Raw genomic sequence first — 23,970 nt, 5'->3', positions numbered from 1 at the left:
ACTAATTTGTTTTACGATTTTTTAATTCTCCCGTAGTTTTATTTCTAAAATTTCCGTTGTGCCTTTGTAAATGCTCTGTTTGGGTAACAAATTCAATATTGTTCGGATCACCTGCCTGACCTGGATGATGTTTAACGTTATTGATATGATGACCTTTCATTCCTTTTACTTTACCTGTTTCTTTCAGTTCTTTTAATTGAGCAGCTGTCCATCTCCTAGTACCTTCTGCACCACTTTCAACCAAGGCTTTTTCTTCTTTCCAAGCCTTTCTCACAGCACTTTGACGTTGACTACCAATACTTGATGCTTTTTTTACTGCACTTTTTATTTCCTCTACACCTTTCAAAGCTGGAGCTTTTCCTCCCTGAGACATCAACATTCCTTCAGGTCCTCCGGCGGCAGCTAACGCAATTGTTCCTAAGTCGAGCGCTCCGTTTACAGCCTTCTCCTTAAGACTTTCTTTAGGAACTCCTGTAACAAGTGTTAAAGAACCATCGGTATCAACCTCATACTTATTCCTTACCTTATCTCCGGAAACTAAATTATAGACTCTTACATAATTATTAGAAACAGAGGCACGAACACTATTTATTCCTCCCGCAATCATTTCTCCAAATTCCCAAGGATCGTCTGGTAAGCTAACCTGATTTACTTTCTTAGCTTCCAGCCCTTCAAGCTCTCTTGCGTCAATAACCCTGTTTTCAGAGAAATTGTAGTGTGACTGGTAAACATATTTCTCACTTAATGGGTCAACATTAAAGAATCTGCCGACATCCGGCATATAGTTTCTCCATTTGTAAGCATAAAATCCAGTTTCCTGCAATTCCTGCCCCTGCATTTTGAAGTTTTTGTAGGATCCCCCTCCAAAATAGGCATTCCCCGTTTTCAAATGATTCATCCCGAATGGGTAGAAGTCATTATTGTCAACAATCTCAAGAGCTCCTGCGCTGTTTCTTGCGTAAGAAAGTCTTACATTTCCCTGTAAATCTTTATACTGGTAAATATATTGATTTTTTACATAATCATAAAACCCTTCTGCCGTTGGGAAGAATTGTAAGTCGGGAGTCTTTATGGTAAGCAGTGTACTGGTACCTGTAGGATCAACCAAGCTAAAAGCCTGCGGCTCAAAAGCTCTTGAAGCCATCATCATTTCCGTGCTTCCGCCACCGCCTGTATTTCCGCCTGTTGTACTGAAATACTGGAAACCATCCAGATAATCCGTTGTTTCCTTAGTGGTAGTCGTCCCTATAATTCCTATCGAAGTTTTCGTAGTTTCTTTTCTTACTTTGCTTCCGTCTGCTCTATATTTTGTGGCAATATCAGTGGTAAGCTGTCCCAGATTTATCGTTAACGAGTTGGGCAGATTCATGTAATTATAACCGATGGCTGTAATGCTTTTATCGATCATATTTTTCATGTTTCCGTTTACATCATACCCAATCGTATTTCCCGCTGTTCCTTCATATCCGGTAGAGTTTCCGCTGATGTCTTTAATTTTCGTTGCCCTGTTTCCGGTGTAGTCGTAGGTAAGGTTATCAATTACCGTTGCCGTACTGCTTCCGTTTTCCATCACCGAAGTCCTGTAAAGATTGGAAATATTCCCATTCAGATCATACGTCAGAGACTCCATATTTTCCTTGCTGTAAGGATTCTGCGGATTCTGGTAAAAGCCTGCTGTTAATCTGTCTAACCTGTCATACGCGTACCCGTATCTTTTCGGTGTTGTTGATGGATTTGCACCAATAGATTCTATGGCTCTCCAGTCTACTTCGGCAATATTTCCGTTGTATTTCGGAACTACATTTTTCCCGGGGAACTGTGAAGAATCCGGATTCTGGATTCCCTCACGATTGGTGTATTTTATTTTGTAAGAAAATAATTTCCCGCCAAGATCGGCAGCTGCCATTTGGTTTTTATTGATATCGGTAAGCCAGCCACGGATATTGTAATTATAATCAATACTCTGTAGAGGCGCAGAACCCGAAGTAGAACCTACTTTTTTATTTACAATCTGCGAGAGGTCGTTATAGGTGTTTTCGGCAAGCAGTTCCTCCGGATTACTGTCTACCTGATGAAAATGTTTCAGAAGCCTGTTCTGGTCATCATATACAAATCTTTCCATAACCGTTACTCCGGTTTCGCCCTGCTTTCTGAGGTGGAAGGTATATTTTTTTAAAGGAACGCCTGTAAAATCCAGTTCAGTTTCGGTGTTGGTGTATCCTCCGAGATGGTTGGTGCTTTTGGTGGCAATTACCCTTCCAAAAGAATCGTAATAACTGTAGGTTTTCGTCCAGTTGTTGTCTTCAATATTTTTCACATAAGAAGCCGTGAGAACTCCATTGGTAGAAGCATCATTATTGGCATCCAATGTCTGGGGCAGGGTATACTGTCCTAAAATAGTCTGTGGTACAGCCGGAGCTTCAGGCGGGTAAGTATCATAATAATTAACAGAAAGCAGCGTCATGCTTCCCGTTGGGAATGCCTGTTTGCTGTAATACACATCCAGTCCCTGCAAATTGAAAGATGTAGTCGTTCTTTTTTCGTTATTATATGCATTCGCCGTCATATTGTTCAATGCGCTTTGCATTGCCTGCCTTGTAGCGGTATTGGCAAAAAAACCGGTATAAACTACTCTTCCGGATTCATCATATTTGGTGAAAAGCCAGCCTTTGCTTCCGAAATTATTGGTGGTTGTTCTTAAAAGACCATCCTGTGCTAAAACCGGACGATCCTGTTTATCGTATACTGTAAACTGCCAGTCTTTTCCAGGCAGTTTTTTCTCCACCTCTCTGTCTTGCCCGTCATAACGGTACTGGTAGCAAAGTTCATTTAAAATCGCATCTGTAATGAGGTTATTGTTATCTTCGATCTGTTTTACCGCCTTCGGTGTGATGATGAAAGCCTGCTGATTATATTCATTAAAAACATAATAGGTATCAATGTTTTGTAAACCGTCGTTCTTACGGATCAAAACTGTTTGCCCTCTTCCGTTCTCAAACTGGATAACAGAATTTCCGTCTTCATCGGTTACGGTATTTTTATACAGTGTTCCTGCGGGATAAAATCCTGAATTGGCAGAAGAAAGTGATACTGAGGAAACCGTATTGGAAACACCGCTCACTGTATTGGTTGAAGTGGTGGTCACAAAAGCTTTAACTTCGTTTCCTATATTGGTTTCGTATTTATATTTCTTTGTCTTTCCCGAACTCATTTTCCATTCCTCTCCCGGATTCGCTTCCTGCAATACCCTGTCTAAAGGGGAGTTTTCAATTTCCTTCTCTGTAAAAGCATTGGAAACGCCGTAATATGCATTGGCAGCCGTTTCATCGGTAATTCCGGTGTGGATGGAAGAGTTTTGAGAAGCTACAGGAATAGGCAATATATTTTTTGCCTGTCTTCCGAATCCGTCATACGTTACCGGCATGACCAGATCTTTTCCGGTAGCAGTGGCTTTTACATTAATGATCTGCTTAGGTCTTCCCAAACCGTCAAAATAAGTGATGGTTTCCGATTTTTTTGTACAATCCTGATTTAGACATGTGATGGACTGCACATAATTTTCATTGGATTGTGCAAAAGACATCCCTGCGAGCAATACGCCTAACAAGGATAATCCTTTTGATATTAAATATTTTTTCATTTCTGTGATTATTGCTTGAATTTGTAATTATTCTTTTGAGAAGTTTCCTGAATGTATGACCCTGCATTATTTTTTCCTCTGATATTTCCTTCTTTTAGTCTTCCTGCTGCATCATATACAAATGTTTGTCTAACTCCTAGTGATGAAGTTTTACTGGTCATTCCTATAAGTGGATCATACGTATAAGTTGTTATTTTCTTTCCTGAAAGAGCCGATAATTTTCTGAAATCATTCAGCGCATTTAAAAGAAGACCTTCTTTGCTGGGATCAGAAGCATCATCATTGGAAGCAGAAACAATGGCGTTGGTTGAAACGGCAGCCGTAAGCTGGTCATAGGTGATGTCTTCAATAGTGGCGATCGGCTCAGTCCTATTATAACCCCATACAATAGTTACAGGAGTTCCATCTTTTTCGGTATACTGAACGATATTTCCCTTGTCATCATATTTATCATAGGTTACATCCGTAGACATCGTGCTATTCAGTTTATCATACGACTTCTCAGACAATGGCAACACCAGATTTCCGGTCTGTGGTGTAGAAAGAGCTGTAGGATACACCGTTTCTGTTTTGCCCAGAGTTTTGGTAACACCGCCAACGGTTTGGGTCGTCGTTGTTTCCAATGGAATGCCGATCATGTTTTTACTGATCATTAACTGGTTGTTTTTTTCGTGGGCGTACTGGTAATTTGTCTCCGTGATGCTTCCGTCAGGAAATTGAGTTTTCGATGCGGTCAACTCATAAGAATTGATATTATTAAAGTTATTTGTTGTAGTAGTACTCACTACAGCATTATCAATATATTCTTTTGTAATCTTGGTCGCTTCGTAATTAAAATCTGTATACAGAGGATAATATTCATATTTATACTTGGTAACATCAAATAACGAAGTGTAAGAAATAACATCACGCGGTTCAATACTTACTCCTAACTCATTGCTTGTAAATGTTCCCTTTTGATTGTAGATAATACTGTCTTTTTTTATTAAAGAAAAACTATTGTTGCTTCCAGTTTTGTAGTATTCAATTTCCTTGAGATTTCCTATTCTCCATCCAAAATTAGGTGTTTTTAACCGGACATCAGAATTGGTCTCATTAATAGGTGGAATGAAGTTGTTGTCAAAATGATAAATTTTTCTGATTCTGTTTTGGTTATTGTCTACAGATTCTTCCGTCACCTTAGCATATAATACACTGTGCGAAGAACCACCTTTTAAAGGAAAATCAATCAAGCCATAAAATTTATTCACTCCAAAATAATAGTTATTCGATACTATCAAAGGATAACCGTACAGGATTCCGGAAGAGTATTTTTGTCCGTTTATAATATCTTCATATTTATATTCGGTTTTTAAAAGTGTATTATCATTGGAATCTTTTTGAGTGATTGACTTGATCCTCAGCCCTCCCGCAATATGGGAGGTTGGAGAATTATCAATCTCATAAGAAACTCCATTCTGATATGAAATTGTCATTGCAAACGAACCTTCTTCTTCCTGTAAACCTCCTTCATTAATAGTGTGGGTCATTCTTGTCGCTTCAAATAAATATTTTCCTTTTTGAAACAAATAAGGGGTGTTATTTTGTGTAGATGTAATAGAAAATAATAAATTATGACTCCCATCATTTTCAACCTTATAAACCTTAATATAAAACGAATTCATAAGGGAGCCTGGATTTGAAGGGTTTTGCGGTACTTGTTGGATGTAAGTATTCAGATCAGCGGTTGAATTTTTATCAAATATGATTTCTTGCTGGTAAATAGCATTTAAGGGAAGCGGAGCTCCCGTATTAGGATCAGCATTCTGTTCTGCAGCAAAGGTAATATTATGTGTTTCCAGAGAGAATAAATCATTATTCATCGGTGTCTCTGTAATGTCATTTATTCCCATAAAGGAATGATTCTCATATTCAAATTCCGTTTTACCTTTAGTCGGGTAGGTAATACTTTTTAAAGCTCCTATTTTTGAAAATTCAAGATCTACATTCCTTTCTGCTGTTCCTGCTTTTTTGTAAACATTTTCCAGCTTAAAATAAACATTGGGAATGAGTTCTGTATTGGTAGTCTTTCCATTATAATATCCAAAAAAATCCTGGGCAAAACTCAGTTTGCTTGGAAGCTGACCTGCATAATAATCAAAAGAATAGTTTCCGGTAAAAGAATTATTGATTCCGTATTCCGATACAGAATTTAACTTTAAACGGTAGTGTGACTTATCAAAATAATCAGTAAAAATATAATTATGACTTCTTGAATGATCGGATGATATAAAGCCATATTCATCATTAAAATAGGTGTGATTTAGCGAAAAACTTTTTACAGTTCTGCCATCATATTTCACATTTATCTTTTCATAGGAATAATTATTCTGATCTTTTCTGATCGTAGCTGATTTTTCAAATTCTATCTGGGTTTTATCATAGACTATTTTTTTTAGTATTTTGTCCTGAGTATTTGGTATGGAATAGATATTATAATCAATTCCTTCCTTATTTTGTGAATATATTCCATAAGAAACAGGGTAAAGATTCCCAACAACAACAGGATTTCCGTTAACCCATTGAACATTATTATAAGTGCCATTTGCAAAGTCCAGTGTATTAAACATATACTTGTATTGTCCGGCAAGCTGAATATTCTGTTTATTCATATCCGTTACGGGAACATAATTTTCATCATAAAAAAATTTCACTGTTTCTTTATCAGAAGTTTCTATCTTCACAAGATGCCATGTATTAATTTTAGGCTGCACTCCAGATGTATAGGCACTTTCTGTATTTATATTTATGGATCCAAGCTCGTCAACTACTGCGACATTATTGTCTTCATCATAGGATCTCCCAAAATAGTAAGTATTTCCTGAAGCATCCACGATTTTCATATCGATGATATTTCCGTTTGTAGAAATATTAGGAATGATTTTAATGTCACTTTGCGGAGTCTGAATGAATTTCTGAGTTTTAAAATCATAGTAAAACTTGAAACTTTGATTAAATAACGATACGCTGAATTCATCAGGTTCCGTGTCAACTGCATTACTGTTCTGATCCAGCCATGCGTTAGGATATGTGCTGGTTGCATTTGATGCCAGATTTTGTTTAGCCAGTGTATTGTTTTGATTGTAAAAATCGGGATCAATATAATTATCTTCTTTTCCGCGGATATTCCTTGTTACAAAACTCAGGCATGATAAATCCCAGCCAAGCCCTACTGAGCTTACCGTCTCGCTTACTTTCACGCCTTGTGAATTATAGACAAGGCTTATAGGAATAGAAATATTGTCATTAATATTCAGTGAATAAAGAGGAATATTTACATTCGCTGAGCCTGAGGATAACGAAATAGGCTTATCAATATATTTTCCTAATGAAGCTACGTCAGGAGATTTAGGGATAAAATCAAATTTTTTATCCTTTATCTGTTGATTCTGGCTATAAGCATTGAAGCTTATCAACATTAAAACACTTAATGGCAATGCGCTAAATATGCTGTTTCTTTTAATTTTCATCTTGTGCTATTTTTTAATCAATTTGGCATTCGCCGTTTTGTCATTGGTTTTCACCACCACCAGATACGCCCCCTGAATCAGCGGCTGCGTATTGATTTTGGTGATCTTATTTTTTGTTTTTACCGTTTCAAGCTTTCTTCCGCCCATGTCATATACCGCGATCTCTGCTTCAAACGCTCCCTCTTTCAAGCCCTCAAAGCCTAATTCAACGTACACATAATCCGTTACCGGGTTCGGGTAGATCCTGATATCCTGCTTTTCGATCAGCTGGTCAACCTGTTTATCGCCAAGCTTCATAATCTTCCAGTTTTCCTTCCCCAGCTCTTCTGCGCTTGTGCCTGCGAGTACAATTGATCCGTCACGGTTCAGCTTAATATCAGATAACCGTTCCTCTTTTTTTCGGGATTCTCCCTTCACATGCTTTCTCCACTGCTCGTTTCCATTCTGGTCGAGATACAGCATCCAGAAAGTTTCATCATCATTTTCAATCCTGCCTTCTGCCTGTGTGTAACCGCCCAGCAAGATGCCTTTAGACTTCCCGCCTCCGTCTTCCTGCTTCCCGGCAATGACACTCATTCCCATCAGAACATCCCTGTTTTTAAAGTTGTAGGATTTCTGCCACTGCTCATTTCCGTTTAAATCAATAGCCACCAACCATAAATCGGTTCCTTCTTCAATACCAACGGATTTATTTCCCGATCTTTCCGATCTGGATTCCCCTCCGAGCAGGTAGCCTGTTGAAGTCAGTGCCAGTGTTCTTACATGATCGTCGCCCTTTCCTCCGAAATTCTTTTCCCACTGGATCTGTCCTGTATTACTGAGTTTTACAATATAATAGTCCCCCTCGCCATAGTTTTCCGTCTTTTTTAAACCGCCCAGGTTGCTTCTAGAATAGATCCCTAACAAGGCTCCACCGTCTTTGGTGGGAATCATTTTTTCCACTTCATCCAATCCTTTTCCGCCTAAAATTAATTGGGAGAGTTCTTTTCCGCTTTTATCCAGCCGTACCACCAGTACATCTTTCGAGCCATAGCCTTTCGGTGAGTTCTGCACATTGCCGGCGACAAAGAATCCCAAATCCGTAGTCTGAATCACCGCCCTTGCTTCTTCATCCGCAGTACTGCCTATGGTTTTCTGCCATAATTCATCCCCAAATTCGTTGATTCTGATAAGCCAGAAATCTGATCCGCCTTTGGAATCCTCCTTTTTATCAAAACCTTTTGAAGAACTGGACGTAGCAAGTACTGCGAAACCTCCATCCTGAGTGCTGACCGTGGAAGCTGCCATATCGTGGTTGTTGCCCGAGAAATATTTTTCCCAGACAGTTTCTCCCTGCTGATTCAATTTCATTAAACGAAGATCGTAACCGTTGTTCTGCTTTTGACTGCCAAATGATGGTTGACTGTTGTCGGAATGGATGCTGCTGCCCGTAATTAAATACTGTTGGTCGATTGTGGTGGTAATTTGCGATAGGAACTCCTGGGTGGAAGAAGGGATGTCTTTCTGCCAGACCACTTCCTGGGCAGAAGAAAAACCTCCCAGGAGTACGCACAAGAGAAGTGCGCCTGAATAATCTTTTTTCATTGTGAATATCAAATTTTAAGTTGCTAATATATTTTTAATTGTGTGTTGTTTGCAATCCGTAAAAACCCCATATTTTGGGTTTGGATTTATCAGAATCATTTTAGCCTGACCGGTTGTTTACTTTCATTTTGATTGTTTTAAATGTTATTTTTTTTCTTGGTGACAAAGATATATTCGCAGAACGGCAGAACGTGTCGTATTTTATTGAAATGCATTTCAACTGCAAAAAAAATCTTTAGATAATAATAAGAAAGGCGCGGAGCAAAAGTCAATCCGTATTAGAGGTACTGCGAAGAACCCAATATCCCAGAAAGACTCCGCCCGCGCCCGATATAGGTACACGGGCGTAAGTCTATCATTTTTAGGGATATTATAGAAGATTCGCAGTTTTCTAATACCTAAATGATAGCTTACGCTTGTTTCGTTAAAATTATGCTTCAAATGTAAGTAATATTTCTTAAAACAGAATCACCGTATTTTTACGGTAATTTCAGGTTTAAAAATCACCTGACCGAAAAAAAAGCCGGCTTGCATAGAAAGAGAATACTTTTTACATTTGTAATTATGGCAGAAGTAAAACTTACAAAACAGGACAAAATAATCAAGCGAAACGACCGTATTCGCAAACGCTTCGCTTATTATACCGATACGAAACATTACGACAGTGATTATGCACTGGGATTACTGGAAGAGGAATATATAGGATCACTGGAACGAGATACCATTTGGCTTATTATCAGAAAAACCGGACATTATAAAAACCTGTAATGATGAAAAAACTAATAATCCTTTTACTATTTCCAATTATTTTTTATTCTCAGACTTCTTTAACCAATGACGATATTTACGCTGCTGCGGGGAATGAATACGAAACATTATTAACTAATATTGAAGCAGGTAATAATTTTCCCGCCGTATCAGAATTACTTCATAAGATTGGAATGGTAGATGATGAAACTTTTAAAACAAAATTTGATGTTTTAAATCAAAAATGGAAATATATAGAACAGGTTACGTCGGGAAACCAAAAGCCCAGAGTGGCTTATATAAATTGGACTGGTAAAAAGGTAAAAGGATACAGTCAGCCCATCATAACCAAACTTGAAATCTGGGGTGACACTGAATATATCATTAAATTTTATATAAACTTTTGGAGCCGAGCCATCAACTTTAAAGATACCAAGCCGGGTGAGACGGTGACGACTCGTTTTTTGTCCGATGTCGCTGCCCTCTCAGTAGGAACCAACGGACAGTCAAAAATAGTCGTTACCACGGCAAAAGATTATTATAAGTAATTACATTTTAACAATAAAATCAGACTGAATATTAACCTGCTTTTCCGGCAGGTTTTCTTTTGCAGCATATTTCACAATCGGTTTGGCATCCACTTTAATCATTTTGGAGCAGTTCGCCTTCGTATCGTCGGTAATGGTGGCTTCATATTCGTAAACCGTGACAATAACATTATTATGATCCAGGTCGTCCTCGTCAGCCACCTTTTTTAATTCACTGAATTTTGTGCCGCTCAAACCTTCCAGTGTGGCATCCACTTTTTCATTAAGATCAAAAAAAGCCAATGCCAGTTCCTGATCTATACTCCCCGTATAGCTTTCAGCATAATTCTCGCAAATTACACGCACACGGACAATGCCTTTTCCCACTTTAATTCCATTTCCCATGTCTGACCACTCGAAACGCATAAAAGCGATTAAAACAGCGGGTTTGGGAACCATGACAATATTCTCTTTTTCAATCTGCCCGCGGTCTTTATCAATATAGATCAATTCCTCCACCTGAGCCTCCAGATGGTCGGATATTTCTTTAAACACCATTCCTTTTATACTCATGAGATTATTTTTTTAAGTTCTGATAATATCATCCGATCCAGTGTTTTTTCAAGTGCTTTTGAGTCGCCAATAAATTTTCTCTGCGGGATCTCAATATATGTTTTTGTGGTGAGGGCGAGCCATTTCCAGTATTCTTTTCCTGATTCCTTATATTTTGCCCAGAAGAACCTGCGCATCTTTGGAGTGATCAGAATTTTCCCCCCTTCATTATGGATTTTGGCATAATGGTTATGGTTCCCTATTCCCACGACCACGCGCGATTCCGAGACCTGTATTTTTTTAATTTCCCTGCGCGTATTCCCGGAACGTACCATTGTGGTTCTCGCTCCGGGATAGCTGCTTTTTTTCCATTTCTGGAAAGGAACATCCACAAAGCCGCCAACGTTAAAATTTCGTTTAAAGAAATTCACCATGGTAATGGCGGCTTTCTGCGGAATGGTTCTTTTAAAATTCCTGTATTTTGCGCGGAGCCTGTCGAACTCCTGAGCATTATTCTGGTTATGCATTGGCTCTGATTTCTATATCGGCGATCATTTCATTAAATATCTGTTCCAGTACTTTTCTGATCTCCTGTGGGTTTTCTTTGATGTTGGTGGTCTTAATGGTGAGTTCCTTCACAAAGGACTGAATATTGAAAATCATTTTTTTTCCGTCCCCGCCGGTTCCGGCACCGGACAGGGAATTTTTGGCTTTGTCCTTTTTACCTTTCGCACTTCCTCCGGACTGCGGATCCAAAGCCGCGGCAGGTTTTCCACCCGGTGAAGCCAAGCCGGAAGGCGGCGGAATACCGGCGGCAGAAGTTATTTTGTTTTGAGTGGTGATCTTAACGGCTTTTTTAACCGGTTTTTCCAGTTCTTTATTCCATCCTTCATAAGCTCCTTTCATCGCATTAGGAATTAAAATCCCGGTTTCTTTTATAACATTAAAGCCTTTGGAGAGTGCTGATTTTATTTTATCGGTATCAAGGGTAAAGATGCCCACCAGTAAATCGCCTACACCTCCTAAAATATTAACAGCAATATCCCGGATGCTTTTAAAAACAGAATGCACGTTTCCTGTAAATGCGTTTAATACTCTTTGAATGACGGTCATTTTTTTCTCCCATGCATATAAGGCGTTGATAATTCCGAAAATGGCATCAACAGCCTTTAGTATGACCCCAATAGCTGCCCCCAGTATTTCACCGGCATACTGAACCGCCGGAGCAATAAGCTCCCAAACCCGCGTCAGCACTCCCGTGACGTTGGAAAGAAGCTGCGCCGCATTTCCTGACTCATACATTGCCGTAATGTTTTCCATTAAAGCTTTCCGGACATCATTAAATGCAGTTTCAACCCCGCCGATAATTTTAAAAAGCAATTCCAGAAGCGGGGTTAAAAACCTGATTACCCCGGCGATGCCTTCCATTGCCAATTTCGCAAAGTTGGTTTCCCCCGAAAGCTTGGGAAAGCCACTATTTCGGATTGCGTCAATCACAGGCTGAAAAGCTTCCGCTACCCCTGAAAGGGCATTTTTAACCGGTTCGGTGTAGTTCATCATCTGCGAGAGGAACCCGAACAGGTAATTTCCGGCATCCAATACACCAATGATCAGCGGACGGAATGTTTCTCCGGTTTTAAGCTTAAACTGTGTTAAGGCATTTTCCTGCCTGTTGATGGCGGATTGCATCGAGTTCATGGCTGCAGGTAAGCCCCCCTCAAAAGTATTTTTTAATTCTTTTGAAAATTTGGGCAGAAAATCCTCCGCCATAATTTTACCACTGTCTAACATTTCGTTAAACTGTGCCTGGGTCATTCCCATAGCTCGGGCGGCAATCCCCAACGCGCCCGGAATCCTTTCCCCTAACTGTCCCCTGAGTTCCTCGGCAGAAACTTTCCCTTTGGAAGCCATTTGCGAAAGTGCTAAAAATGCCCCTTCGCTCTGCTCCGCCGAGAGGTTCATCACCGACGCGGCAATTCCGACCGCTTCGAAAATATCCCGCGTCGCCTGTCCTTCGAGGGCAGTCCCTTTGAGGGATCCCGTTAAGGTCTGAAATCCCTTGTAAGAAGATTCCATATTAAGGTTAAGGTCTTTTATTGTTGTATCTAGAAACGCCATGTTTTTTGCCCCCTGCTGTCCGGAGGCAAAGACAATGGCATTTTCCATTCCCTCAAATTTGGAAGTAATCCCGGTGATTTCTTTTCCGAAGTTGATTACCGCACCCACCGACAAGGCGGCAAGAATGGCAATCCCGGCACTCTTTGCATACTGCGCGAGGCTGCTAAAAGTACTCTGTCCGGTATTTCTTAACCTCCCGATCCCGCTGTTGGCGGTATTGACGGCATTGTCAAGCCCCCTTGTTTCATTTCGTGCGCGGCTGATTCCATTGGAAAACGAGCGGTCGATCAGATCCAGCGCATACTGTAAACCGTTCATAATAGGTAATAAAAATGTTTGTTGTGCCGGTGGTATTCCGGATTATTTTCTTATTTTTATCCATGATTTATAACAAGTGAAATTATAATCCTTCACTTATTATCTCATTTATTCATTCATTTCTACAGCTCATTAAGAGTATAAACCTCCCTTGCGGAGGTTTTATTTTTGTCCTACCAGCAGCCCTCTGCGGGCAGTATCGGGATCACTGATCCACTCATACGCCGTAACCCGGACAGATTCGGTGGTTACTTTCAGGGCTCCGTCCGTATAAAAGCGTAAGAAAATCGTCTGCGGAACTGCCGTTGAATCACTCCAGTAGACTTCGTCAGGACTGATGAGCGTTTCGCGGATCTGCGTGAAGAGCATATCATCGGACTGCACGGTCATGGCATCAATCCATACAGGGAGGTTCTCTGCTGTGATGACCCTTGCCATTCCGGTTTTGTCGATATGGCTTTTTATGGTGACCGCTTTTTCGGGGTAGGTATTTTTTCTGACTTTTGCCCATTCTGAAAGCCCGTAATCCGCAATACCCAAGTCGTCCACATCAATAGGTTTGGTATCTTGCGGCAGCTTTTTTAAATAGCTTTGGGCGCGGGTAAAGACCTGATCACTGTCTCCCCAGTTGATATCAAAGCCCTGTTTCTGCATCCGTTCCCAGCCGTCAGGATCAATTTGTATCGCACCGTCAAAACTTGTAATTTCCCCGTCGTAATCATCGAAAACGTCCTCAGCGTCGGTGCGGCATTTCCAATGGAGCGGGGGCAGGAATTTCCATGAATCCGGATCCCTTTTGTCAAAGACTTTCCCGTCCAGACTCCGACAAATCACCGTCGTTCCGTCATCGATAATGGCGTTCAATCTCCAGTAAGGCGCAATTTCTACATCGTCCATCATTTCCATATACCGAGCCGCCATATTGGAGGTGGCATTCGCATGATCCCATTCCGTTTTCAGATACAATTCCTTATAGTTCGGAAATACTGATTTTGCCTTATTTCTGAAATCATTAAAACTTTTTACTTCCGGATCCTTTAACATCTCATTAAGCTCATAGACTTCCGCCTGTGTTTTATCAACCCCGAACCGGTGTATATTATTCATCCAAGCCCTCATCCGGCGGTGGTCGGTACTGTCAAAATCAAAGTTCATTTTCCCGAATCCCTGTTTTATTGCCTCTAACAAAGGGGTATGCGATGCCTTAAATTCGTTGTAGCTCCAATTGATGGTTCCGGGGTTTTCATACAGCTGCCGCAAAAATTTTTCTTCTGCAGGTGTTATATCCCGAATATTTTCCGGAAAATGAAAAACGGAATCATTCATACCTGCCGGGGCTGCCCGCCCCGTATTAAAATTTATATACCTGTTTTGTGGAATAGGCTGCGGGGGCTCACCATCGGAAACTTCTCCGACAATTTCCACATCCAGCTCGGTTTCGATCTGTTCCTTTTTGATTTTGTACCCTAAATCTTTAACTCCCTTAAAAATTTCCAGTCTTTCCTTCGGCGTTAATTTTTCGTTGTCATTCCAAATACAGGTGTCGTTTTCGTCAAAAGGATAACCCAGCCCGCGGAGCCACGGCAGGACATCGTCATTGATAAAAAACATCACAAAGGTTTCATCGTCCATGGTGATGAGCTTTTGAGTCCCGTTAATGATTTCCCCGGTTTTCGCCCGGCTTCCGGTGTCTTTTGCCGTTTCGGAATTCCCGTCAAAAAGATTGGCGAGCTCCTCGTTACAGGCTTTTCTTTTTTCATTAAATACATTAAAGCTGTCCCGGCTGTTGGACTCCTTAATGTCGATTTCCACCCCTTCGGGGAATCTTGCCCATCCTGCAGAACCCAAATCTTTTAACCATTTATCCACTTCCTTTTTTACGCGTGGATCCGTGGAAGCCACCTTTGCCGTACGCATCGGAATTCCGAACATCTCCTCGAACTCATCCCAGTTTTGCCATGAATGCTTTTTAAAAATCCATAACGGGATTGCTTTGTTTAAAAGTCCGATGGAATGCTCATGATGCACCCACAGCGTCCATTTTTTAAGGTTTCCCTCGGTAAAGTTTTCGCCCTGCAGATCATAAGGATTAATAAGCAGCTCGGTGGTTTCCGGTACAATATGATCCCGGTACACGAAAGACAGCTTTTTGATCAACCCGTTTTCGTCCAGTTCCTTCGGGTACATGAGCGTGTAAGAAAAATAAATACTGTCAAGGGTATATTTGATCAGGTTTTTAAACCATAGTTTTTGGATCAGCCTGGTTTTTTCTTCGTTAACTTCCCCGTCTTTATCGACAATGGCAACCGATTTATTGGAAACCCTGAGCTTACGGGTTTCACTGCGCCCGTAAATAAAAGGATCGTCCAACACTTCCTCCATAATGTCAATAAGCATTTTACGGCGTGGAAGCATGGGATCTATTGCCGCCGCCTTTGCCAGTTTCCAGTCTTTGATTTCCTTATTATATAAGGTACGCTGACGTTTGATCGCATCCACCATCCGGGTGACCGCTCTTTCATAGTCTTTATCCTTACTGCCACCGAAGGCATTGTGTAAAAAATCGGTGACCGCCTGTATTTTAAATTTCATTTAAAAGGTATTTAAAGGGTAATTAATAGCGCTCTGAATATTTCGGGTTGCTTCCGAATTCGATCACCTGACTTCCGGTTTCCCCGCCACTTTCTCCTTCGTCGGGTTTCTCCGGCAAATCCGGCGAAATATCCCCTTTGGCTACGGCTTTGAGCCAGTCTTTGGCGGCGTTGTAACGGATGATCCTCAGTTCAGGAATGACATCCGCGGCGGCATTGGCATGGAGATGGTAAATGGCAATATCCACCATATACATAATAATAAGCGCGTTCCTGTCGGCTCCGGCAGCGGAAAAGATTTCTACTACATTATACCGCTGTCTCAAATAGCTTTCCATTTCCGCCTGAGCGGCAAGCTCGGCTCGATGCTGAACATCTTCTTTCCTTTGGATGATAATCTGTTTAATCCAGTTCCGGATCTGTACTTCGTAGTCGGTTTCTGTTAAAAAAGGCATTGTTATAATTCTTAATAAGCGTTATCGTTGTTTCTTTCGTGTTTTCCTATACCGAGAGCGTCTTCGTTCCAGTCTTCCGAATCAGAAACAACAAACTGATCCAGAAAGAACCATGCGCCTTCGTCGGCATCCGGAGCGTCATCCGCGGTATTATATCCCGGTTCTATTCCCCTGACCTGTAAATTCCCTTCCACCATATCCGGATCGTTTTCTTCCTCTACATTGTAGACCACGTTTCCGGAGGAGTATTCCGGTTCCATTCTTACCATACGGGTATATTTATTGGGTTTTTGCCTTTCGTCGGTCAGGACACTAAGCGGGTATTTGTATTTTTTACAGGCACGTCGGAGGGCTTTCTTTACCGGTCGGGTGTAAAATTGTTTTTCCATATACCAGATGATCCCCACCCCGGGGGGCAGGTTTTTCTCAACTTTGATCATCCACTCGAAAACGTCCTCCAGTTCACAGCGTCGGGTGAACCTTTTAATACAGTAGCGTTTGAACTTATCCTGTCCCCAAACCGATACGGCTTTAAAATCCGAGGTCTGGCTGTTTTCAAAACTCGGATCAAAATACCCGATAATGATATCCATTTTGGAGAGGTGCGGAAGTTTGGCAAAACGGAAATATTTGTTTTTAAAGATTTTCCCTTCAATATCCGTTTCGTGAAAGAATTCCTGCTTGGCAAGAACAGTTCCCGCCTTGGCAATTTTCCGCAGGAGTTCCTGTAATGAATACCGCTGCCACCAGGCGGGCTTTCCGTTTTCGATGGCTTTTACTTTGGAATGGTAAATGCCCTCTCTTTTCTTCGCTCCGGGCTTGGTATCTCCCACGATATTGGCAAGGATAGAATTATGATGAATACGGTTCCCGCCCATCGCGAAACGCGCCCCTTTGATGCTGAGGGCAAAATACATGGCTCCTAAAATCTTTTTCACCACTTTATCCACCCTTTTCGGATTGTGGACAATGTCGTCATCGTCCACGTCATCCACCACACCGTAATTGGGACGTTTTTCGTTTTCCCTTGCCCCGCGCGGGGACTGGTCACGACCAAAGGCAAGGAACCGGATTCCTTCTTTTGTGGTAAAATCCCCGTCCTCCCATGACCCGAAATTATACTGCTCCCCAAAATCGTGGGCAAAAAGTTTATTGTATTGCAGCTGTGCCTGAAGATCGGATAACAGGTTACACGCGTCGTCCTCATTTTTCCCCATCAAAAGCATTCCTGTTAATTGCTTATGGGCGATAAGCCACATCGGTATAATAATCGTCAGGTGAACAGATTTGGCGTGTTCCCGCGCCCATTCGGCAACTCCGAAAAAGTTCGGATCCGCAAGGCAGGCATTGGCAAAGTCAATATGGAAGTCTGCGCAGTCCGCATCGGCATACAATTCAAAATAGGTTTTAACAAAATAATTATAATCGGTTAATGCCCTTTTAATTCGTAATTTTTGTGTTTCCTCGGTATCATTAAAGGCAACGGCGGCACTGTTCTGAACCTGTGAACAGAACTCCAGCCATTCGTTATAATCCCTTTTCGTGATGGTGATTGCCGACATTACTTTTCCCCGATTTTATAGTCCACATATTTTTTTTGCAAAAGGTTGATTTCCTTTGCCAGCTCTGCGTTTTGAGTAAAGGCGTACGTCGTGAAATCCTTAAATACATTAATGATCTGGCTGATGGTTACCTTTTTATTCGACAGCTTTTCAATGCTGTTGGCAATCTGAATAATATCATTGGGTTTGCTTTTCGGATCTTCACTCAGGGCGTGCGCCTTTTTATACAGGTTTTCGATGATCTTTCGGGCGGTAACCGTTGATGCGCTTTTAAGCAGATCCCATTCGCCCTCGGTTTTCCATTTACCCAGCGTTTTTTCTGTGACGTGAATGATTTCTGCGATTTCTTTCTGTGTTTTGTCCGTTTCCAGAAACAAGTCCTGAGCTATAGTATATTTCTCGTCATTGGTCAGCTTTTTCTTTTCATTCATTCCTTATATATATGAAGCAAAATTGCTTTATATAAGGGCTTTACCGAAGCCGGCTGTTAGGGGCTGTATGAAAATATACAACCACTGCATGAAAATATTCAGCCGCTAACCGTCAGCTTTTTTCGGGGTGTTTTTCAGCCAATCTTTGCCTTATCAAAATCAAAGAAATGTCTAAAAAGCCCTTTCATTATGAACTCAAAAATCAGGTATCCGGCAGTGCCGAAATCAGGATGTACGGGTACATCGGAAAATATGATGAGTTCGACTATAAAAGGTTCCAACAGGTTTTCAGGGATGCACTACAAAACAATAGTGATTTAACCATAAGAATGCACTGCGGGGGCGGTTCTGTGTATGAGGGGCTCGCCATTTATGACCTGATCCTGAATTCAGAAGGACATACCAAAGTCATCGTGGAAGGGATGGCGGCATCCATGGGCGGGGTGATCGCCCTTGCCGGTGACGAAATCGAGATGAACGATAACGCATTCTTTATGATGCACGCGGTAACCGCAGGATGTTTCGGAAATAAAAATGATTTTAAAAACGGGATTCAGCAGATTGAAAACTGCGAGGAAAGGCTCGGGAAAATCTTTGGTGAAAGAACAAAAGCGGATGAAAAGACCATTAAAAACTGGTTCGATTCCGGGCAGGATCACTGGCTGAGTTCCGATAAGTGCTTAGAACTGGGAATTTGTGACCGGGTGATAAAGCCTACCAAAAAAAGAAAAACTGGGCAGGAAGCCGAAAATATCACAAACAAAACTCCGGAAGAAGCCTTTGAATGCTTTAACCTGTATCCTGAACCCCCTGAAGACAATAATATTAATCAACATACTGAAATGAAAAAGGAAGCAATTTTCGCCGCTTTAGCCGCGGCAGGATTGGCGGGAAAATTAACCGCTTCGTCTTCGGATAAAGAATTTGAGCAGCATCTGGAAGAACTGTTCGGCAAGGCAAAAAGAACCGATGCGCTTGAAAATGAACTAAAGGAATTTAAGGAAACACAGGCGGAAGTTTTGATTTCCGCAGCCTTAAAATCCGGTAAGATCACGGGTGCCGAAAAGGACGAATGGATCAAGGATGCCACCCAAAATTATGCCCTCGTAGCAAAATCACTCGAAAGAATGTCCGGCAAACCGGATCCCAATGCGGGGTTAGAAAGACAAAAATCATTGGTGGACGGAGACAGACACGAACTGTTCAACGGACGTGAAAAATGGACGTTCTCAGAGTGGCAGGAAAAAGACCCGAAAGGTCTGGAAAGGCTTAATGAAGAAGCCGGAGAAGAATTTGAAAAATTGTTTAACGCCGAATTTGAAGACTAAAAAATGGCAGAATTAATAGACGGGTTATACCTGAACAAATTTGTAGCCCCACAATTACTGAAAGAGTTCAGAAACTATAACGATAAATTTCTGGCGGCACTGGAGCCGGCACCGGAAGGCGCGAAAACAGCGGACGGGCTTCGCCAGAATAAACTCATCAATAATGTGGGTTTTTATGTCAACAATACAGCTCCGTTTACGGCAAAGTCCATGAGCGGTAAAAACAGCATTATTCCCTGGGACAAACTGGATACCGACCCGACAAAGGTCAACGATGCCGAGATCAGGGCATTGGCATTTGACAAGAGATCGGAAGTCCGCGTTAAGCATTCACAGGGGTTCCGTATCGGAGTGCGTGATTATGTTTTAAACAAACTGGCACCGGTTCATCATGTTTCAGGAGCCATGCCGGTATTAAGAACCACAGGAGCCGTATTCAACGGAAGAAAAAGGCTGACGTTTCAGGATCTTATCAATTTTTACAATGAAATTGAAATATTGAACCTTATTGATGACGATACCTCTGAGTCGCCTAATTTCTGGAATATGATCCTGAACCCGGAACACCGCTCAGACCTTAAAATTGATAAAGCGGGAACTGCTAACCACAGGGATAATCTGGAATTTGACAAAGACACCGGGGAGTTCAAAAGGTTCTATAAAATAAGGATGTGGGAAAATAACGCGGCTCCCCTGTATTCGCCGACAGGGGAACTGAAGGCAAGGGGATCCATTAAAGAAGATGGCGACCAATATGCCTCAACATTTTTCTATTCACCCAATACGGTTTGGCATTTGGAGAAGCTCAAAATCCTTTACAAACCGGAATATCAGGATACCACCAATGCAGATCCGGAGTCTGAATTCAGACTGCAGGGATACGGGCTTTGTGATAAAAAGCAGGAGTATGGTTTTGGAGCCATCATTTCTGATAACGGTTAAAAACACTCACCATGAAATTATCTATTAAAGCCCTGGAAGTTGCGGCTACACAGATCGGGAAACAGGAAAACCCGCCCGGATCCAACTGGGGAGAACCGGTTAAAAGCTACCTCTCCAGTGTGGGGATCGGATTTGCCGCCCCGTGGTGCATGGCTTTTGTGTATTGGTGTTTCCGCCAGGCTTCCCAAATACTGAATGTTAATAATACGGCAATCAAAACAGGCGGTGTCTTAGCCGCCTGGAATCAAGCCGCTCAAAAAATAAAATCCTCTAATCCCGCCATCGGATCCGTGTTTATTATGGATTTTGGCAAAGGGCAAGGGCATACCGGTCTCGTTGAAAATTTCGACAAAGAATTTATTTATACCATAGGAAATACCAATGACGCCGGTAGCCGTGAGGGGATTAAAGTATGCAGGAAAAAACGCCTGCGAAAGACGATTAAAGGTTATTTAAACTACTAAAATGAAATCTTTTTTTAACGCTATATCTATTTTATTTTGTCTGGCGCTGTTGGTTTCCTGTGGAAGCAGGAAACCACTGCCGCCGGAAACAGTCTCCGACACTTTGGTTGTAAAACAGGTCATCCGGGATACGGTGCTGGAGATTCAGGCAGATTCTACGTATTACCATGCGTGGATCGAATGCATTAACGGCAAGCCGGTTCTAAGGGAGCCGAAGCCTGAGAACAGAGAAAAAAGAGCGAACAACCACGACCACAGTAAGGCGTTACAGAAGCCTGACGTTATCCTGGACGAAAGCGGAAAGCTGACCGTTGAATGCCGTAAAGAAGCAGAACAGCTCAAAGCACAGCTTACGGCTTATTACGAATCACGGCTGAAAGAACGTATCCAACCGGTTGAGATCAAAAAGCCCTTTGCATGGTATCATAAAATATTGATGCTGGCAGGCGGGATTTTTCTTCTCCTTGTCGGGTCTGTTATCATTATTACCATTAAAAATTCACTTCATGTCTGATAAAAAGAAATTTCAGGAAAAAGCCAATGCGCTTTTTGAAAAATACCCGGAGGCTGATAAAATTTTTATTTCAGAAAACGGACAGTGTTTTTTTGAAGAAAAGGCGGCTAAGGATTATCACGGTTTAAGAGGGTTTGAAAGTGAGCCGGAAGTCTTTTTTTGTGAAGGGTTTGAGGACGAGGACGATTCGGATCTGCAGGCGGCTTTACACAATTCTGAACTGGCACGAAAAGTCTTAGAAGGAATTATCGAAGATGTAGCGGCGGTTTGTGATCTTGACCGGGACTACGAACCGGCAAATGCTGACACGGACGAAACCGTTACGGCTGTTATCTCCCTTCGGGAAAAATATGCTGAAAAAGACCGCCTGCTGACCGAAATGGGTGCCAGGCTGGAGGAACTTTCAAATGCTGCGGCGGAAAACGAAAATCTGAAACAACAACTGGAAGCCGCCAATAAACAGATAGAAACTTTGAATAAAACAACAATCCCAAAAAACAGGAAAGATGCGTCCCAGACTGATCGTACAAAAGCTTAACGGCGGGCTTGGGAGAAGGAATCCCTCCGCCGACATGATAACCGGCAGCGTGATGAATGCCGTTGCCACTTCCGAAATGGTACTGGGAAATATCTACACCCTGAAAAATATTCAGGAGGTCGAATCATTGGGGCTTAGTGAGGAATATGACCAGACCAATAAGGTACTCGTATATGAAAGGTTACGGAGGTTCTTTGTTCACAACCCATCCATAACGGTTTATTTTATGCCCGTGGCTCAGGGCGTAACCCTGACGCAGATGGTGGATAAAGACAATCAATATTTAGCCAGATTACTCCGTGATAAAGCCGGAGAAATCGTTCAGGCTTGTGTTTCCTTAAACCCGGATAAGAATCATTCGCCGGTTATCGAAACGGGACTTGATAAGGACAGTATCGATGCCATTTTTAAGGCGCAGGCTCTGGCGGATGCCGAATGGGCAAAAGACCGCTACTGTGAAATCTACATTGAAGGCAGAAGTTTTTCAGGAACATCGGCGGCAGCTCTTAATCTGAGAACGCTCTTAAGCGAATGCCCGGACATTTCCGTGGTGATCGGTGCCGATTATCAGGTTTCCAGCCGGGACGACCTCTATAAAGGCTATGCCGCGGTGGAGGATTACGCTGCCATGGTTTCTAAGGCGGATGTTTCACAGAACGCGGGGGAACAGATCAATGATTTTAACTTAACCCATGTGGATGAGAAAACCTTTATCATTCCGGGACTCAGTTCCGGTAACAAACTGAGTGAGTATTCCGATACGGATCTGGATACCCTGGACGAAAAAGGCTATATCTATTTTGCGCCCATCGTTAACCTGGGCGGGATTTCTTCCACCGCGGGAATCTATATCAACGATACGCATACCTGCGCTAAAATTACCTCTGATTTTGCTTATGGGGAAAACAACAGGACGATCAAAAAGGCGATCAAGCTCGCCAAGGCAGCATTAACCCCGAAAGTGAAGGGACGTATATACGTCGATGAAAACACCGGGTTTATGGCTCCTGAAACGGTGAAGGACTTAGAAACCATTACCAAGGTTTCACTTGATCCGATGGTGGCAGCCGGAGATATCAGCGGCGGTGTGGATGCCTACATCAACCCGGAGCAAAATGTACTCGCAACAAGTGAATTTATCGTGCTGCTGACTTTTATTCCGGTGGCTATCGGAAGAAGGATTACCCTGAAAGTAGGTTTCAGAAACCCTTTAAATACTCAATAAAAATGGTGACTCAGACAAGAATCAACGGAAAATACAGGAATTACGGAAATGTCCGTATTACCGCTTTAGGGGCGACCTTCATGGGCGTTACCAAAATAGAATACAAAAGAACCGATGCCATTGATCCGGTAAAGGTCGTGGGAACCACCAAATCGGTAGGATATACACAGGGCGACGAAATCTGCGAAGGAAGCATCGGGCTTTTGAGTGAAACGGTAGACGCGATTCAGGCAAAACTGCCCAAAGGAAAAACCCTGCAGGACATTCCGCCTTTCCCGATCACGGTTTCCTATGTGGATGATACCGGGTTACAGGTCTGTCATGTCCTGTACGGCTGTAAGTTCAAAGAGAACGGAAGGTCGGCGGAAGCGGGAAGCAATGATGCGTTGGTCGTGGAAAGCCCGCTATACATTCACGATATAGACTTTGCAGCCTGATGAACCGGCAGGAATTAAGGGACAAATGCCGGGAAATGGGCATCCCCTTTACATCAAAAGACACCAACAATCAATTAACTGAAAAAATAAGACTTAAAAAAATGAAAAACGAAACACAGGAAGGTCATATCACCGCGGAACAGATCGCAGAGTGGAAGAAAAAATTTAAAACCGATAAACTCCACAAGCTGACGGTGAAAGATAAAGACGGAAATCCCATTGTCGGTTATCTGAAACCACCCGGAAGGGAAATCAAAGCCACCGCCCTTTCCATGTATTCGCAAAATAAAATTTTAGAATGCGGGGAATTTATCCGGGATAACTGCTGGCTTGGCGGTGATGAAAGACTGAAAATGAGCGGCGACATTGCCGATACGGCGGCAATACAGGCTTCGGGAATCATTAAGTTTTTAGAAGCGGAACTGGGGGAAGTTTAGGGCTTCCGATCAATAAGGAAGCCGGATTTGACTTCATCCGAAAAGTAAGTG

General features: G+C 42.1%; 20 protein-coding genes. 10 read left to right on the top strand and 10 right to left on the bottom strand.

Features of this window, described 5'->3' with window-relative positions:
- Nucleotide 1: 1 nt before the first annotated feature.
- Genes KKI44_RS15245 through KKI44_RS15235 form a run of 3 tightly spaced genes read right to left on the bottom strand, consistent with a single transcriptional unit; the run spans nucleotide 2 to nucleotide 8,733 of the window.
- Complete coding sequence (locus KKI44_RS15245) at nucleotides 2-3,640, bottom strand: DUF6443 domain-containing protein (protein WP_214588154.1); 3,639 nt, start codon at nucleotides 3,638-3,640, stop codon at nucleotides 2-4.
- Nucleotides 3,641-3,648: 8 nt separating this feature from the next.
- Nucleotides 3,649-7,149: a hypothetical protein gene (locus KKI44_RS15240; RefSeq protein WP_214588153.1), complete on the bottom strand. Its 3,501-nt coding sequence runs from the start codon at nucleotides 7,147-7,149 to the stop codon at nucleotides 3,649-3,651.
- 6 nt (nucleotides 7,150-7,155) lie between these two features.
- Nucleotides 7,156-8,733, bottom strand: a complete 1,578-nt coding sequence (locus tag KKI44_RS15235; RefSeq protein ID WP_214588152.1) for a T9SS type A sorting domain-containing protein — start codon at nucleotides 8,731-8,733, stop codon at nucleotides 7,156-7,158.
- A gap of 564 nt (nucleotides 8,734-9,297) precedes the next feature.
- On the opposite strand from KKI44_RS15235, the gene KKI44_RS15230 reads away from it, so the two are divergent.
- Nucleotides 9,298-9,501 carry a hypothetical protein gene (locus tag KKI44_RS15230; RefSeq protein ID WP_214588151.1) on the top strand — a complete coding sequence of 68 codons (204 nt, stop codon included), beginning with the start codon at nucleotides 9,298-9,300 and terminating at the stop codon, nucleotides 9,499-9,501.
- Between the two features lie 2 nt (nucleotides 9,502-9,503).
- Nucleotides 9,504-10,028, top strand: coding sequence for a hypothetical protein (locus KKI44_RS15225; protein WP_214588150.1), 525 nt, complete (start codon nucleotides 9,504-9,506; stop codon nucleotides 10,026-10,028).
- Here KKI44_RS15225 and KKI44_RS15220 read toward each other — a convergent pair whose 3' ends face one another.
- From KKI44_RS15220 to KKI44_RS15190, 7 genes are all read right to left on the bottom strand, one after another.
- A complete protein-coding gene (locus tag KKI44_RS15220) occupies nucleotides 10,029-10,580 on the bottom strand; it encodes a hypothetical protein (protein WP_214588149.1) in 552 nt (183 codons plus the stop codon). It abuts the gene before it with no gap.
- On the bottom strand, nucleotides 10,577-11,086 hold the full coding sequence (locus KKI44_RS15215; RefSeq protein ID WP_214588148.1) for a phage virion morphogenesis protein: 510 nt from the start codon (nucleotides 11,084-11,086) through the stop codon (nucleotides 10,577-10,579). Before KKI44_RS15215 ends, KKI44_RS15220 begins: the two co-directional genes overlap by 4 nt.
- The gene (locus KKI44_RS15210) at nucleotides 11,079-12,995 is read right to left on the bottom strand and encodes a tape measure protein (protein WP_214588147.1); all 1,917 of its coding nucleotides are present in this window, start codon (nucleotides 12,993-12,995) and stop codon (nucleotides 11,079-11,081) included. Before KKI44_RS15210 ends, KKI44_RS15215 begins: the two co-directional genes overlap by 8 nt.
- 162 nt (nucleotides 12,996-13,157) lie before the next feature.
- Complete coding sequence (locus tag KKI44_RS15205; protein ID WP_214588146.1) at nucleotides 13,158-15,587, bottom strand: DUF935 family protein; 2,430 nt, start codon at nucleotides 15,585-15,587, stop codon at nucleotides 13,158-13,160.
- A gap of 22 nt (nucleotides 15,588-15,609) precedes the next feature.
- Complete coding sequence (locus KKI44_RS15200) at nucleotides 15,610-16,041, bottom strand: phage protein Gp36 family protein (protein ID WP_214588145.1); 432 nt, start codon at nucleotides 16,039-16,041, stop codon at nucleotides 15,610-15,612.
- Between the two features lie 11 nt (nucleotides 16,042-16,052).
- Entirely contained in the window at nucleotides 16,053-17,603 is a 1,551-nt protein-coding gene (locus KKI44_RS15195) for a hypothetical protein (protein WP_214588144.1), read from the bottom strand.
- Complete coding sequence (locus tag KKI44_RS15190; RefSeq protein WP_214588143.1) at nucleotides 17,603-18,034, bottom strand: hypothetical protein; 432 nt, start codon at nucleotides 18,032-18,034, stop codon at nucleotides 17,603-17,605. Before KKI44_RS15190 ends, KKI44_RS15195 begins: the two co-directional genes overlap by 1 nt.
- A 167-nt stretch (nucleotides 18,035-18,201) precedes the next feature.
- Between KKI44_RS15190 and KKI44_RS15185 the strand changes: the two genes are divergently transcribed.
- The 8 genes from KKI44_RS15185 (at nucleotide 18,202) to KKI44_RS15150 (ending at nucleotide 23,919) form a co-directional block, all read left to right on the top strand.
- The gene (locus KKI44_RS15185; protein ID WP_214588142.1) at nucleotides 18,202-19,362 is read left to right on the top strand and encodes a head maturation protease, ClpP-related; all 1,161 of its coding nucleotides are present in this window, start codon (nucleotides 18,202-18,204) and stop codon (nucleotides 19,360-19,362) included.
- A gap of 3 nt (nucleotides 19,363-19,365) precedes the next feature.
- Nucleotides 19,366-20,304: a hypothetical protein gene (locus KKI44_RS15180; RefSeq protein ID WP_214588141.1), complete on the top strand. Its 939-nt coding sequence runs from the start codon at nucleotides 19,366-19,368 to the stop codon at nucleotides 20,302-20,304.
- 11 nt (nucleotides 20,305-20,315) lie between these two features.
- Nucleotides 20,316-20,768, top strand: a complete 453-nt coding sequence (locus tag KKI44_RS15175) for a CHAP domain-containing protein (RefSeq protein ID WP_214588140.1) — start codon at nucleotides 20,316-20,318, stop codon at nucleotides 20,766-20,768.
- 1 nt (nucleotide 20,769) lies between these two features.
- Nucleotides 20,770-21,282 carry a hypothetical protein gene (locus KKI44_RS15170; protein WP_214588139.1) on the top strand — a complete coding sequence of 171 codons (513 nt, stop codon included), beginning with the start codon at nucleotides 20,770-20,772 and terminating at the stop codon, nucleotides 21,280-21,282.
- Nucleotides 21,275-21,820 (top strand): hypothetical protein, encoded by a 546-nt coding sequence (locus KKI44_RS15165; protein WP_214588138.1) that lies wholly within the window; start codon nucleotides 21,275-21,277, stop codon nucleotides 21,818-21,820. The genes KKI44_RS15170 and KKI44_RS15165 overlap by 8 nt, the downstream gene beginning before the upstream one ends.
- Entirely contained in the window at nucleotides 21,789-23,045 is a 1,257-nt protein-coding gene (locus KKI44_RS15160) for a DUF2586 family protein (protein WP_214588137.1), read from the top strand. Before KKI44_RS15165 ends, KKI44_RS15160 begins: the two co-directional genes overlap by 32 nt.
- 2 nt (nucleotides 23,046-23,047) lie before the next feature.
- Nucleotides 23,048-23,482 carry a hypothetical protein gene (locus KKI44_RS15155; protein WP_053326930.1) on the top strand — a complete coding sequence of 145 codons (435 nt, stop codon included), beginning with the start codon at nucleotides 23,048-23,050 and terminating at the stop codon, nucleotides 23,480-23,482.
- A 101-nt stretch (nucleotides 23,483-23,583) separates the two neighbouring features.
- Nucleotides 23,584-23,919, top strand: coding sequence for a hypothetical protein (locus KKI44_RS15150; protein ID WP_123906803.1), 336 nt, complete (start codon nucleotides 23,584-23,586; stop codon nucleotides 23,917-23,919).
- The last annotated feature ends 51 nt before the right edge of the window (nucleotides 23,920-23,970 follow it).

Source organism: Chryseobacterium sp. ZHDP1, from assembly GCF_018603435.1.
GTDB classification, from domain to species: Bacteria; Bacteroidota; Bacteroidia; order Flavobacteriales; family Weeksellaceae; genus Chryseobacterium; species Chryseobacterium indicum.
The sequence above is the reverse complement of the archived record's forward strand: the minus strand, read 5'-3'. Positions and strand labels throughout refer to the sequence as shown.